Source organism: Nostoc sp. C052 (assembly GCF_013393905.1).
Classification (GTDB): Bacteria; Cyanobacteriota; Cyanobacteriia; order Cyanobacteriales; family Nostocaceae; genus Nostoc.
This window is the reverse complement of record NZ_CP040272.1, coordinates 4,371,091-4,385,448: the sequence shown is the minus strand read 5'-3', so window position 1 is coordinate 4,385,448 and position 14,358 is coordinate 4,371,091. Positions and strand designations below refer to the sequence as shown.

7 protein-coding genes are annotated in these 14,358 nt (G+C 43.6%); 3 read left to right on the top strand and 4 right to left on the bottom strand.

The window, feature by feature from the left end; genetic code table 11:
- Window positions 1-90: 90 nt before the first annotated feature.
- Window positions 91-4,827, bottom strand: a complete 4,737-nt coding sequence (locus tag FD723_RS42875; protein WP_179066515.1) for an S-layer family protein — start codon at window positions 4,825-4,827, stop codon at window positions 91-93.
- Between the two features lie 65 nt (window positions 4,828-4,892).
- Window positions 4,893-5,996, bottom strand: a complete 1,104-nt coding sequence (locus FD723_RS17830; protein WP_179066514.1) for a TIGR03032 family protein — start codon at window positions 5,994-5,996, stop codon at window positions 4,893-4,895.
- A 960-nt stretch (window positions 5,997-6,956) separates the two neighbouring features.
- On the opposite strand from FD723_RS17830, the gene cysC reads away from it, so the two are divergent.
- The gene (gene cysC, locus FD723_RS17825) at window positions 6,957-7,499 is read left to right on the top strand and encodes an adenylyl-sulfate kinase (protein ID WP_179066513.1); all 543 of its coding nucleotides are present in this window, start codon (window positions 6,957-6,959) and stop codon (window positions 7,497-7,499) included.
- Between the two features lie 343 nt (window positions 7,500-7,842).
- Here cysC and FD723_RS17820 read toward each other — a convergent pair whose 3' ends face one another.
- Window positions 7,843-9,855: an AarF/ABC1/UbiB kinase family protein gene (locus FD723_RS17820; protein ID WP_179066512.1), complete on the bottom strand. Its 2,013-nt coding sequence runs from the start codon at window positions 9,853-9,855 to the stop codon at window positions 7,843-7,845.
- A 254-nt stretch (window positions 9,856-10,109) separates the two neighbouring features.
- Between FD723_RS17820 and recN the strand changes: the two genes are divergently transcribed.
- Window positions 10,110-11,858, top strand: coding sequence for a DNA repair protein RecN (gene recN / locus FD723_RS17815; protein ID WP_179066511.1), 1,749 nt, complete (start codon window positions 10,110-10,112; stop codon window positions 11,856-11,858).
- A 155-nt stretch (window positions 11,859-12,013) separates the two neighbouring features.
- On the opposite strand, the gene FD723_RS17810 is transcribed toward recN, so the two are convergent.
- The gene (locus FD723_RS17810; protein ID WP_179066510.1) at window positions 12,014-12,631 is read right to left on the bottom strand and encodes a VOC family protein; all 618 of its coding nucleotides are present in this window, start codon (window positions 12,629-12,631) and stop codon (window positions 12,014-12,016) included.
- Between the two features lie 399 nt (window positions 12,632-13,030).
- On the opposite strand from FD723_RS17810, the gene FD723_RS17805 reads away from it, so the two are divergent.
- Entirely contained in the window at window positions 13,031-14,353 is a 1,323-nt protein-coding gene (locus tag FD723_RS17805; protein ID WP_179066509.1) for an AAA family ATPase, read from the top strand.
- Window positions 14,354-14,358 lie beyond the last annotated feature (5 nt).

Below are 14,358 nucleotides of genomic sequence, written 5' to 3'. Positions count from 1 at the left end.
ACCCAGGTATTTATGAAAAATTACCCAGCAAGAGCTAATCTGTCTCTTGCTGGGTAATCTGCTGTCAATGCTTGCGATAATTAGCTTTCCTTAGGCAATGACAGTAATATTAGTACTACTAAGCGCTGCCTGATTCGATAACAGGGCGATTTGAACTTGTGCAGCTTTACCAATTCCATCTGCGTCAAAAAATAGGTTCCCCGTAGTTTGATCGTAGATGAAGCGATCGCCTGTTGTTATGGCACTAGTACCAAGTCGGAACAAGCTAGGATTGAGCGTAGTATTTTGAGATTGTCCCAGTGCGAATTCTGTACTGGAAATGAAGATAGTATCTTCTCCAACAGTAAAATCAGTGATGATATCATAGCCTCCAGTGCGGGTATCGGTCAGATATAAGCTATCTTGCCCAGTTCCACCAGTCAGCACATCTCGACCAATTCCACCAATCAGTACATCGTTACCTGCACCGCCTAATAAGCTGTCATTGCCTGAATTACCAAAGAGGCTATCGTTACCATCTCCTCCCGTTAATGTGTTAGCACCAGTATTTCCAATTAGGATGTTATTAAGACTGTTACCAATACCATTGATTGCCCCAGTTCCAGTCAGAGTCAAGTTCTCTAGGTTATCTCCCAACGTCCAAGTCACCGAAGAGTTAACTAAATCTGTGCCTGTATTTGAGCCTTCGCCAACAATAATATCGCTAACGTTGTCTACGGTGTAGATGTCATTGCCATCTCCACCAATGAGACTATCAATTCCTGCACCTCCATCCAAGGTATCATCGCCTGCACCCCCCAACAATGTGTCATTACCTGCACCACCAATTAGGCTGTCTTTGCCATCTCCTCCGCTCAAAAAGTTAGCGCCACCATTTCCAATCAGGATGTTATCAAGGCTATTACCAGTACCATTGATTGCCGCGCTTCCAGTCAGAGTCAAATTCTCCAGGTTATCTCCCAACACCCAACTCACCGAAGACTTCACCAAATCTATGCCTGCATTTAAGCCTTCGCCGACAATAATATCGCTAACGTTGTCTACGGTGTAGATGTCATTGCCATCTCCACCAATGAGACTATCAATCCCTGCACCTCCATCCAAGGTGTCATCGCCTGCACCACCTAACAAGGTATCATTGCCTGTACCACCAACTAGGCTATCTTTGCCATCTCCTCCACTCAAAAAGTTAGCGCCAGTATTGCCAATCAGGATGTTATCAAGGTTGTTACCAGTACCATTGATTGCGGCGGTTCCAGTCAAGGTCAAATTCTCCAAGTTATCTGCCAACACGAAAGTCACCGAAGATTTGACTAAATCTATTCCTGCATTGGCAGATTCAGTAATAACATCGTTCGCATTGTCTACGATGTAAGTGTCATTGCCGTCTCCACCAATGAGACTATCAATCCCTGCACCTCCATCCAAGGTGTCATTGCCGGAACCACCCAACAAGGTGTCATTGCCTGCACCACCAATTAGGCTATCATTGCCATCTTCTCCGCTCAAGATGTTAGCGCCAGTATTTCCCGTCAGAATGTTCTTAAGGCTGTTACCAGTACCATTGATTGCCCCAGTTCCAGTCAGGGTCAAGTTCTCTAGGTTATCTGTCAACACCCAATTCACCGAAGACTTAACTAAATCTGTACCTGCATTTAAGCCTTCAATAATAATATCGTTCAGGTTATCTACGATGTAAGTATCATTACCAAGTCCACCAATGAGACTGTCAGATTCTAAACCTCCATCTAAGGTGTCATTGCCTGCACCACCCAACAAGGTGTCATTGCCGGAATCACCAAAGAGGTTATCGTTGCCACCTTCCCCGCTCAAGCTGTTAGCGCCAGTATTTCCAATCAGGATGTTATTAAGGCTATTACCAGTACCATTGATTGCCCCACTTCCATTCAGGGTCAAGTTCTCCAGGTTATTTCCCAACACCCAACTCACTGAAGACTTGACTAAATCTGTGCCTGCATTGGCGGATTCAACAATAGTGTCACCAAGGCTATCCACAATATAAGTGTCATTGCCTTTGCCACCGATGAGACTATCATCTCCTGTACCACCATCCAATAAATCATTTCCATCGCCGCCATCAAGGGTGTCGTTATCACCTAGTCCTTGGAGGGTGTCATTGCCCTGCAATCCTGAGATGATATCCATATTCACCGTACCAGTCAGGTTATCTGCATTTAGAGTGCCATTAATCGGAGGGGTGATTTGATTAATGGTCAAGTTTACAGTGCCAGTACTGCTGCCACCATGCCCATCACTTATAGTGTAAGTGAAGCCGTCGGAGCCATAATAGTTTTGGGAAGGGGTATAAGTGTAAGTAGCATTACCGTTGTCAACTAAAGTTCCTTGGCTAGGTTGAGTGAAGCTAGTAATACTCAATACGTCATTTTCTGCATCTGTATCATTGCTCAACAGACTAGTAGCGCTAATGATAATAGGTGTGTTTTTGTTTGTGGTGATGCTATCGTTAACAGCAACAGGAGTATCATTCACCGCCGTAATATTAATATTGCGGGTAACGGTAGTACTATTAGCAGTCCCATCATTGACCACAAAGCTGATGGTGCGAGGTGTAGTAGTGGGGTTGTCGCTGCTGTTGGTATAAGTAACAGAACGCAGCACGGCTTGATAATTCGCAACGCTGGAATTGCCAGTTAAGGTCAAAACACCTGTGCTGCTGTTATAGCTGCCCGTAATCCCATTTTGGCTGGTGAAGGCGAGGGTGTCTTGAGCAGAAATAAAGCCACTACTAATTCTGACGGTGGCACTAGCTAGATTAGCGGAGTCTACATCGCTGACTGTGATACCTGAATCGATCGCTATAGTAGCGTTCTCGGTGTATGCCAGAGCAGAGTTGGTAGTAGTAGCAATGGGCGCATTGTTCACTGCCGTAATATTAATATTACGGGTAACGGTAGTACTATTATCAGTCCCATCATTGACTACAAAGCTGATGGTGCGAGGTGTAGTAGTGGGGTTGTCGCTGCTGTTGGTATAAGTAACAGAACGCAGCACGGCTTGATAATTCGCAACGGTGGCACTGCCAGTTAAGGTCAAAACACCTGTGCTGCTGTTGTAGTTGCCCGTAATCCCATTCTGTCCGGTGAAGGCGAGGAGGTCTTGAGTAGAGGCGAAACCACTGGTAATGCTCACAGTAGCACTGGAGAGGTTAGCAGAGTCTACATCGCTGACTGTGATACCTGAGTCGATGATTGTAGTAGCATTCTCGGTGTATGCCAGAGCAGAGTTAGTGGCAGTAGCAATGGGCGCATCATTCACCGCCGTAATATTAATATTGCGGGTAACGACGGTACTATTAGTACTCCCATCATTAACTATAAAGCTGATACTACGAGGTGTAGTACTGGGATTGTCGCTACTGTTGGTATAAGTAATGGAACGCAGTGCGGCTTGATAATTCGCAACGCTGGAACTGCCAGTTAAGGTTAAAACACCTGTGCTGCTGTTGTAGCTGCCCGTAATCCCACTTTGGCCGGTGAAAGCGAGGGTGTCTTGAGCAGAAATAAAGCCACTGCTAATGCTGACAGTAGCACTAGCTAGGTTAGCGGAGTCTGCATCACTGACGGTGATGCCTGAATCGATGGCTGTAGTGGCATTCTCAATGTACGCCAGAGCAGAGGCAGAACCAGAGGTGACTATCGGGGGAGCCCCATTGTTCCTGTATAGTTGGGCATATATCCCATCACTAGACGTGTCTTGCCCAAAGCTTTGCCAAGAAATGACAAAGTTCCCATCAGCAGCGATCGCTACTGATGGGTTATTTTGATTATCGGTGGTGGTGTCATTGACCAAAAATTCGCTCCCTTGAGCCACCCCAGAACTGTTGTAGCGTCGGGCATATATCCCATTGTTATCCCCGTCCTGACCATAGCTTTGCCATGAAATAACAAAATCCCCATTTGCATCCATCGCTACTGTGGGGTTCTTTTGGTCGGCTATGGTATTATTATTGACTTGGAATTCGCTCCCTTGAGCTACCCCAGAACTGTTGTAGCGTTGGGCATATATTCCATAACCAGACCCATCCTGACCAAGGCTTTGCCAGGAAATAACAAAGTCCCCACCTGCATCTATCGCTATTGTGGGGCTAAGTTGATAACGCGTGGTGGTGGTGGTGTTATTGACTTTAAATTCGCTCCCTTGAGCTACTCCAGCACTGTTGTAGCGTTGGGCATATATCCCATAGTAATCCCCGTCCTGACCATAGCTTTGCCAAGAAACTACAAAGTCCCCATTTGCATCTACCGCTACTGTCGAGCTATTTTGATCGCCGCTAGTGGTGCTATTAACTCTGAATTCGCTCCCTTGAGCTACCCCAGCACTGTTGTAGCGTTGGGCATATATCCCATTTCCAGAGCCGTCCTGACCAGTCCAGGAGATGACAAAATCCCCAACTGCATCTATGGCTACTCTGGGGTTAATTTGATCGCCGCTGGTGGTGCTATTGACTCTGAATTCGCTCCCTTGAGCTACCCCAGCACTGTTGTAGCGTTGGGCATATATCCCATTTCCAGAGCCGTCCTGACCAGTCCAGGAGATGACAAAATCCCCATCTGCATCTATGGCTACTCTGGGGTTATTTTGATCGCCGCTAGTGGTGCTATTGACTCTGAATTCGCTCCCTTGAGCTACCCCAGCGCTGTTGTAGCGTTGGGCATATATCCCATTCTTATCCCCATCCTGGCCAAAGCTTTGCCAGGAAATAACAAAATTCCCATTTGGATCTATCGCTACTGTGGAATTAGATTGACTATTGCTGATGTAATTATTAACTTGAAATTCAGTCATGAAAAAACCTCTCTTAAAAACTAAAAATTTGATTTCAACAATTACGCACTGATTAAACAGATTCCTTAGTCATTAGGAATCACCGCACTTGGTCGCAGCCAGTAGTTCAACTCTGGTGCTGTAAATGCTTGGCGGATTTCTTTTCGTTCCTGATTCAAAACCATCGGACGCTGTACACCAGCAAGAAACTGCACATCATAAAGTTCTTGACAGCCTGTAGTGAACTTCAGCATCCCCACTTGCTGCCCATTTCGCAAATCCACGACTGCCACACCACAGAGTAACCGCTCAAACCGTTGAGTAATGGGCAACCCCCCAAAAATATGCCGTTCCCGAATTTGGCATAGTCCCACTAGGGCGTAATAGCCCACACAGCACAACCCACGCAGAAATCCAGGTAGCACACAGACTACCTGTTTGTCTCCTGATTCTGGGTGAATACGCCAGATTTCTCCAGCACCAGAGTTTAGTAACCATAAAAATCCGTCATGCCAGATTGGGGAATGGGGCATTGATAATCCATCTACAATAATTTCATTACTCTCCACTTCCACCACGACCCCACCGTTGGCTTTACCTGGTCGCCACCCCCCGACGCTATCTGTCGCACCGAGAGCAGTCACATACTTGGGTTTGCCATCCACCATCGCTAACCCATTCAGATGGCAGCGGTCTTCTGGCACTACTTGGGAAATAAATTTGGGATGCCAGCGCGGTACAAAGCTAAAATCTGGACTCAAGGTGGAAAGACACGAAAAACGGGTGTTGACAATCCACAGCCCTTCTCTGCCAAATTCCAGGTCGTGAATGTTCAGGTCGCCTGTAAAATATGTCATCCGTGGCAGATAAAGGGCATCATAGCGTCCGGGCTGGTCTTCTAAAAACTCATAAGCTAATGCGGGAGCATTGGCTAGTAAACAGACTTCATGCTGGCTAGCCAGTGCCAAACGTGAACCATGAACTGCTAACCCCATTGGTTTGGAAAATTGGCGTAACAGCATAGTTATCTGTTGACCATTCCAGCCCGCAACTGCCAGTTTTCCAGCTTGGTAGGTGGTGATGGCGACTGAGCCTCCGGCTTGACTAAGCCAGGAGATAAATCCCTGATCTGCATCACACTGAATTAAGTTATTCTCTTCTGGTGCAGTAGTGGTAGAGGTGGCTAACATAAATAAGTTGAATTAAATTTCAAATTTTGTTGGGGAAATTTGGACTTAGTTGAGTACAAAAATAGTTAGTGGCTTTAGCTTTGTTGAAATTGAATGATAAATCGCTCGTTACGAATCTCTCAGAATTAAGGACAAAGACGATCAGGCGTGCCATCATTGTCAATAAACAAACCTGCACCAGAGAAAGAACCCAAAAGAGATCGCCCCCAGATAACAGGTCACACCACGATAAAGCTGCACTGTATCTAACTTTGCAGACAGTTGGAATTCAGTTTTTATAATTTCTTAGCCCTAAATCTAATTTTGTAAACTATTGTTATATTAGAGACTATTTATTTAAATAAAATCTGTATATATACTGAACATATAATTTGCTTAAAACTTTAATAATTTGCGAGATGGATCAGTAGATTTTCTTTGTATAGAAGCGAGTTTTGTCGTTATTTTTAAGAAAGTGCGTAGATGTGTAGCTCATCACAAACATTGCTATTAAATGTATTAAAAAGTAAAGTAGAGCTAAGTGCAGTTACGTAGTTACTCACTTACAATGAGTCAAAGAGTGTTCGACAAAATAAATGATGTTGTGATTGCGGGAACATCCCAATTGTATCAATTTACCAAAATCGTTACTTGTCATTGCAAATGAAGCGTACCCCTACGCAGATATTGCTACGCGGTAGCGTCTCCAAGAGTTGCAAAATAAAGCAATCGCAACATCTGTAGTTTGCGATTGCTTTGCTTCAATGCGTTCTATACCTACGGGTTCTCCGAAGGAGTACGCAATGACAAATTATATTTTTAGACATTTGGGATGCTCCCGTGATTGCGAGCAAAGCCATTGGTATCGCCTAAAATTACTGCTAAAAAAAGATTATAAAAATAAAATTGCTATCTGAATCTGAAAAATTACCTAAAAAAGCTTTTTTGGGTGTGCCATTTGAAGTATAAGGCGGAGGTAAGATGATACAACAAAATTCTGGTGTGACGGTATGGTTCACTGGTTTGAGTGGTGCAGGTAAAACTACTATCTGTAAATTCGTGGAGAAGGAATTGCGGATACAGGGATACAGAGTTGAAGTTCTGGATGGCGATACAGTACGTCAAAACCTATGCAAGGGGTTGGGTTTCAGCAAAGAGGATCGAGAAGAGAATATTCGGCGCATTGGCTTTGTCGCTCACCTTCTTACCAGAAATAATGTAATTGTTTTGGTTTCGGCAATTTCACCGTACCGCGAAATTCGGGAAGAAGTGCGCCAAAGTATTCCATCTTTTGTTGAAGTTTACGTCAATGCATCATTAGAGGTTTGTGAGCGGCGAGACGTAAAAGGGTTATATAAAAAAGCAAGAGCCGGGGAAATTAAGCACTTCACTGGTATTGATGATCCTTATGAAATACCGCTCTATCCTGAAGTCGAATGCCAAACTAACCAAGAAAGTGTTGCTGGAAGTGCAACTAAGGTGTTGGAAAAGCTGCAAGAGTTGGGTTATGTAGTTGCTAATTGATTTATGAATTACAGCAGTTTTCATATATTTGAACCATATCTCTCGTAGGGGCATAGCAATGCTCATTGATGTCAACTTAAGCTGAAACTCCTTTAAAACCTCGTTTCTAGCCTCTGGCTGGAAATGCAACTCAAAAGAGGCTGCCGCCAGTAAAGTGAGGCGGAGCCTCAAAGACAAGCATTTCCAGTCGGAGACTGGGAACGAAGTAAACGAGGTAATCTAAAAGCTAGTTCTAGACTTGCTTTGACGTTAAGTTGACACGTATGAGCAATGCTGTACCCCTACCACGTGGTCTATTTACCTGAAAATAGCTGTAAAGAAAGTTTTTAACTCATAACTTTTACTACGATGCTAATAATTGCCGAATTAATCTAGCTACAGCCTTTTGCGTGAAGCGGTTGGCAATTTGTTGACCTAAACGTTGTACATCTGAATTTACCAATAACTGAGCAATTTGAGATGCTAGTTGAATTGGATCAAAGCCTTGTGTTTCTCGGAGAATACCTAATATACGTTTGATATGCTCTAAGGTTTGTTGTTGCTCAACTGTCGCCGCTGGAGTTTCATTAACTGCTGTCAATCCTACCCGTTCCCGCAACAGGGAAGTAAAGTTATGCAAAACATTTTTACTTAAAGCATCGAGTCCGTTAACAGATTCATCTACTAGTTTGTCACGAATGAAAGCACCGCGTTCAGATGATAGAAATTCTATGCCCTGATTCAGCACTAAGTTAAAGTCGTAGTCTTGACTGTTACGCGCATTTTTTAACAAGTTTTCTAAGCGATTCCAGCGAAATCTGCCATCTTTAAATAGCAAATCTTGCAATGATGCTCTTAATTGTGGTGCTGGATCTGTTAATAGGCGTTTAGAAACGTAGGGATAAGCTTCGCTGAGGACTTTAAAGTTAGGATCTATGAATATTGCAATGCCTTCCAGCGTTACGAGGGAACGAATAATTAAGGCGTAGTAGGGTGGTACGCGGAAAGGATATTCGTACATCAAAGCCGATAGTTCATCGGTGATGCTTTTAATATTAAGATCGGCAACACTGGCTCCTTCGGCATCAGCAAAGACTCTCGCAAAAGCTGGGATAATTGGTGTTAAATCGGTTTCTGGTGATAAGAAATCTAATTTAACGTAGTCTTTTGCTAATCCTTCAAAGTCGCGGTTGACAACGTGGACGATCGCTTCAATTAAACCATAACGCTGTGGTGGCTTAATCTCACTCATCATCCCAAAGTCGAGATAAGCTAGCTTACCATCTGGTGTTGCTAACAAATTACCAGGGTGGGGATCGGCGTGGAAAAATCCGTGTTCTAGCAACTGACGCAGAGAACACTGCACTCCCACTTCAATGAGGTAACGAGCATTTATGCCTTGGGCACTAATTTCTGCTGTCTGGGTTAGTTTTGTACCATTAATCCACTCCATCGTCAAAACGCGACGATTGGTATATTCCCAGTAAATTTTCGGTACGTATATGTCTTTTATGTGACCGTATAGCTCGAAGAATCGTTCAGCATTTTCACCTTCGTGGATGTAGTCCATCTCTTCAAAAATGCGATCGCCTAATTCATCAAGAATCCCAACTAAGTCACTTCTTACCCGTTTGACCTTTTTCTGCACCCAAGCCGCAAGGTTACGCAAAATATACAAGTCAATGGTAATTCGCTCTCTTAAGTCAGGGCGTTGGATTTTTACGGCGACTTCTTCGCCAGTTTTGAGCTTACCTTTATAGACTTGGCCCAAGGAAGCCGCAGCAATTGGCTCCGCCGAGAGTTCGGCGTAAACATCTTCTGGAGGTGCGCCTAATTCTTCTTTGATAAACTGGTAAGCAATTTCGTTGGGAAAGGGTGGTAATTGGTCTTGTAGCTTAGTTAATTCTTCTAAGAAGACTGGAGGAACTAAATCCGGTCTGGTGGACAAAGCTTGTCCAATTTTGATGTAAGCAGGCCCCAATTGAGTCAGCAATACTCGTAGCTGAGTGGCTCGGCGGCGGTCATTTTTGACGACAATTCCCCGTTTACCATCCGACCACAACCCAAAGGCAAAGGATAGAGTCGGCCCCAACACAGCAAAAATTCGCTGTACAACTTGCAGCGGTCTGTTTTGGTAATGCGCCGCTATGGTCACGGGATCGTAAAGCGTTTCAGGTTCGGCTGTTATCCTTACCTTTTGGGCGCTTAAGAGTCTTGGCGATGTCTGCGACGAGTCTATCTGCGTCACAACTAAGCTTTGTCTACCATTTTTTTCTGGCACTATATCAATAACGTCCAGTTCACCCCGGCGATTTGTGCCGTTGTGACTGTCCTCCTGAATCGGTCGGGAACTAGGGGGAAGTGTCTTAACAATCATGAAAAAGGCCACCAGTCAGAACGATCACATTAAGTATTGTAACAATATGTTTAGAAATTGGGGATTGGGAATGGGGAATTGGGCATTGGTTATTTCTTCCTTGCTCCCCTAATCTCTATTCCCCAGTAGTTTGTTACACTGAAATGGGCATACTAGTCCAATAGTAGTAGGTATTGCTAGTTGCTGAAAGATTATACTTATTGTCCTGTAAATTGGAATTATCCGGCATCTGCCCTCATGGAGAATTTGGCTTGATGTTGCTCTGCCTACGAATTGAAAACTTTGCCCTAATTGACCAACTGGAATTAGAATTTGGCGCGGGACTAAATGTGTTGACAGGTGAAACCGGCGCGGGAAAATCGATTATCTTGGATGCCATTGATGCTGCTTTGGGCGGTAAAGTCTCTAGTCGAGTCATTCGCACGGGGACAAGTCGGGCGATGGTAGAAGCGACTTTTACCTCAAATGCACCCCTAGCGGCTTGGTTGACTGAACAAGAAATAGATTTGCTTGATGAAAATTCTGTAGTCATTAGCCGAGAAATCACGGCGACTGCTAGTAATATCCGTAGTCGATCGCGGGTGAATGGTGTGTTGGTAAATCGGCAGATTATGGCAGGAATGCGCGATCGCTTGGTGGAAATCACAGCCCAAGGTCAAACTGTACAAGTGGGACAATCTGCCCAAGTCCGAGACTGGTTAGATTTATATGGCGGCGACTCCTTGATGCAGCAGCGTCATAAAGTTGCTACGAGTTTTAGTACTTACCAACAGGCGCATTTAGCCCTAGAGAAACGCCGGACATCAGAACGAGAAAGGTTGCAACAGCTAGATTTGCTCGCTTATCAAGTACAAGAATTGGGAGCAGCTAATCTGGGCGAACCTAATGAATTGGAACAGTTGGGACAAGAACGAGAACGCCTGAATCATGTCGTCGATTTGCAGCAGATGAGTTATAAGGTTTATCAGGCTTTGTATCAAAACGATACTGAAACTCCCGCCGCCGGAGATTTATTGGGAGACAGTGAGGCGATATTAAATGACATGGTGGAATATGATACCCAACTACAACACCTGTTGGAATTAGTGCGGGACGCGCAAGCTGCGGTAATGGAAGTGGGAAGGCAGATTAATGCTTATGGGGACGGATTGGAAGCCGATCCGCAGCGGTTGGAAGAGGTGGAAGAACGGATTCAGGAATTAAAGCAAATTTGCCGCAAATATGGGCCAACACTGACAGAAGCGATCGCATATTACCAACGTATTCAAGGGGAATTAGCCCAACTTAACGACAGCGAACAATCTATCGAAAATTTGGAACAGCAAGAAAAAGCGTGTTTTGAAAAACTCACCCAAGCAACTAATCAGTTAACTCAATTGCGGAGTAAAGCGGCTGCTAATTTAGAATCGCGTTTGATCGCTGAACTCAAGCCCCTAGCGATGGAAAAGGTGAAGTTTCTGGTTGAAATATTACCAGCTTTTCCAACTGCGATGGGAGCAGATAAAATTACCTTTACATTTAGTTCTAACCCTGGAGAACCACTGCAACCATTAACGGAAATTGCCTCTGGTGGGGAAATGAGCCGCTTTTTATTGGCGCTGAAAGCTTGTTTTTCTCAGGTTGATGTAGCTGGAACAATGGTTTTTGATGAAATTGATGTTGGGGTTTCAGGAAGGGTAGCCCAAGCGATCGCAGAAAAATTACACCAGCTAAGTCAGCGCAACCAAGTATTATGTGTTACCCACCAGCCTTTAGTTGCAGCAATGGCCGATCGCCATTTCCGCGTAGATAAGCAAACTATTAATCAAGGCAAGAGTAAAAAAGCTAACAATATCAATGCTGAACAGCGTACCGTTGTCAGAGTTACTACTTTGGATAATTTAACCACACGCCGGGAAGAACTAGCACAGTTAGCTGGTGGTAAATCTGCAAGTGACGCGATCGCTTTTGCTGAATCTCTGTTATTACAAGCTGCTAACCACCGTCGTGGAGAGCATACTTGAGGAGGGAGCAGAGGGCAGGGAGCAGGGAGCAGGAGGACAAGGTGGATAAGCTAGCAATATTTCTCCCTTGTCTCCCCAAAGCGATTGATTATTTTTTATTTGGAAGTCCCTTATTCTTTTCAATTAACTACTCTGCCTCCTGCCTCCTACCCCCTTCACGCTGCCAATTCTGAAAGGCGTAAACCAGCGATATTCTCGCAGGAGAAAGTTTCTTTACCCGTCCATTTGCGGCAGATTAGCTCTATAATTTGGCCTGCCCAGTTGCGGAAAAACCATTGGCATAAAGAGCCATCTTCTTGAGGAGTCATAGATAGAGGAATAAAGCCTTTGTTCTGCCAAACCTCTGCTGCTGTATAGATATCATCAACAAGAATGGCAACATGATGGACAGTATTAAAACCTTGCTGCTGGCATAAGCTAGCGATCTGTTCATCTGGTGCGTTCGGTGCAAGCAGTACCAAAATCATGCCTGACGGCATTAAGGCTGAGAGAAAGTACATGCCAGCATCTTCGGGCAAGAGGTTTTGCTCTGGACAAAAATCATCAGGCCATTTTCCTGGCCCTTCCGTGATTTTGGCATCATAGTTGACCAGAGTTTTAGCGTAGTCTGTGAGAGTTCCTGAATCAGGAAACAACAGTACATAATGATCTACGACAACTAGTTCACCAAATAGATGTATACAAAAGGATGAGTTTAAAAATTCTGGAGTTTTGCATTCTTGTTTATACAAGAGCAATCCGTTGGTTTCTACAAAAGGCGATTCCTTACTCATCGAAGTCTCCTAAGTTGAAACCTTCTATAGCATCTAATGAAAGGTTATTGCTCATAATGCTAACCTATAAAAACGATCTTGGTATTTAATATTGTGGCTTACAAACTGGGCTTGTATCAACAATCATAACTAAGATTACTTTCAGCCAATCTCAAGCAATGACGCGATCGCTTTTGCAGAATCCCTGTGATTGCAAGCTGTTAACCATCTACACCAAGAGGAGAATTAACCTGACAAGGTGAAAGCCAGACAAGACATCCCGCCCAGAACTTCAGTTATTGGTAATAACAAGGCAGATATTTTTCCTAGATTTCAGGGTAGTTAGCTGTAAAATATCTATCAGCAGATGAACAATTAATATCACTTGACTTTCTTGCTCCATCTTCAAAGTTATTCCCAATGAATACAGAAAACGCTCTAATCCCCGATAGACCTGAGATAAATCCCTTCTATGTTGGCGGTGCAGTTTCTCCAGATAAATTTAGCGGACGCCGCTCTGATATTAATACTGCACTTGATGTAATCGGCAATCGCTCGTGTTTAGCAATTCAGGGCAGTAGTGGTATGGGTAAATCTTCACTGCTACAATATATTGCCTCATCACAAGAACCGTGGAGAAATAGAGGAATCGATTATTCTCAAGCGTTGATCGTCTTTATCAATTGTTGGGAAATTACGCCTTTTACTGCTATTGGCTTTTGGGAGCTAGTACTTAGTTCATTACAACAGAAAGCAAAAGATAATTTAGCATTGCAGCCTGTCTTTGAGCAAACTTTAGGAGCAGGAACTTACAATATTCATCAGTTACGCTTATTGTTAGCTGAGATTGGCAAAAACAATAAGTTTCTGTTATTGTTGCTTGATGATTTTGATGCCGCTTTGTACCCGAATGCTTCTTATACAGAAGATGAAATGCGTTCATTTTTGAGTAACTTTCGTTCTTTAGCAACTCATGGTGAAGAGAAAGATTACCTTTCGGTGATTGTTACTTCCCCAAAACGTCTCTCAGAAATGGGGCCAAAAATTGAACAAGGTACTTCTCCTTGGAACAATCATTATACTTATAGATACCTGAAGTTATTCAGAGAGGAAGAAGTATCACGGTGGTTTCAAGATTTAGCTCAAAAATCTTCTATTGACTGGCTACTAAATTTACAAGCAGAAATCCAAAAAATTTCTGGAGGAAATCCAGCACTAATTCAGAATGCTGGTTTTATCCTTTATAGAGCTTGGCAAGATAAAGATATCAAAACAGTCTTAGATTTTGCTATAGAATTTGAAAGAGCAAATCGGCCATACTTTCGCGCAGCTTGGAATCAGTCAACTGATGACGAAAAAAGTTTGCTGAAATTCCTTGCCCTATCACGCTTAGAGGGGCGCGTAAATCGTAAACGTAAGTATACATTAGATAATGTAGATACTATCCTGAGTCAAAAAGATAGAGAATTGCGTGAATTAGAAGAACGTGGTATTCTCCGACGCTACGATAACGATGAAAAAATTAACTATGAGTTTGCCTCATCCATTATGGAATGGTGGGTCGTTAAGGAATTGGAAAATAGTCAAAATCAACCAGAATTGGCAGAACGTGAGTTAATTTTCCTGAATCTAAGTAGTAAGCAGGTTGAGCAGATGAAAAATATCACCAAGCAGGTATGGCAGTATAAAGATACGGCTCAATCGGTAATAGGATGGGTGGGAAAATTGGGAGGTTTCTTTTAAAGGAT

Coding starts and splice junctions, on each gene's coding strand:
- FD723_RS17810 (WP_179066510.1), bottom strand. CDS start 12,631: ATGAGTAAGGAATCGCCTTTTGTAGAAACCAACGGATTGCTCTTGTAT.
- FD723_RS42875 (WP_179066515.1), bottom strand. CDS start 4,827: ATGACTGAATTTCAAGTTAATAATTACATCAGCAATAGTCAATCTAAT.
- cysC (WP_179066513.1), top strand. CDS start 6,957: ATGATACAACAAAATTCTGGTGTGACGGTATGGTTCACTGGTTTGAGT.
- recN (WP_179066511.1), top strand. CDS start 10,110: ATGTTGCTCTGCCTACGAATTGAAAACTTTGCCCTAATTGACCAACTG.
- FD723_RS17820 (WP_179066512.1), bottom strand. CDS start 9,855: ATGATTGTTAAGACACTTCCCCCTAGTTCCCGACCGATTCAGGAGGAC.
- FD723_RS17805 (WP_179066509.1), top strand. CDS start 13,031: ATGAATACAGAAAACGCTCTAATCCCCGATAGACCTGAGATAAATCCC.
- FD723_RS17830 (WP_179066514.1), bottom strand. CDS start 5,996: ATGTTAGCCACCTCTACCACTACTGCACCAGAAGAGAATAACTTAATT.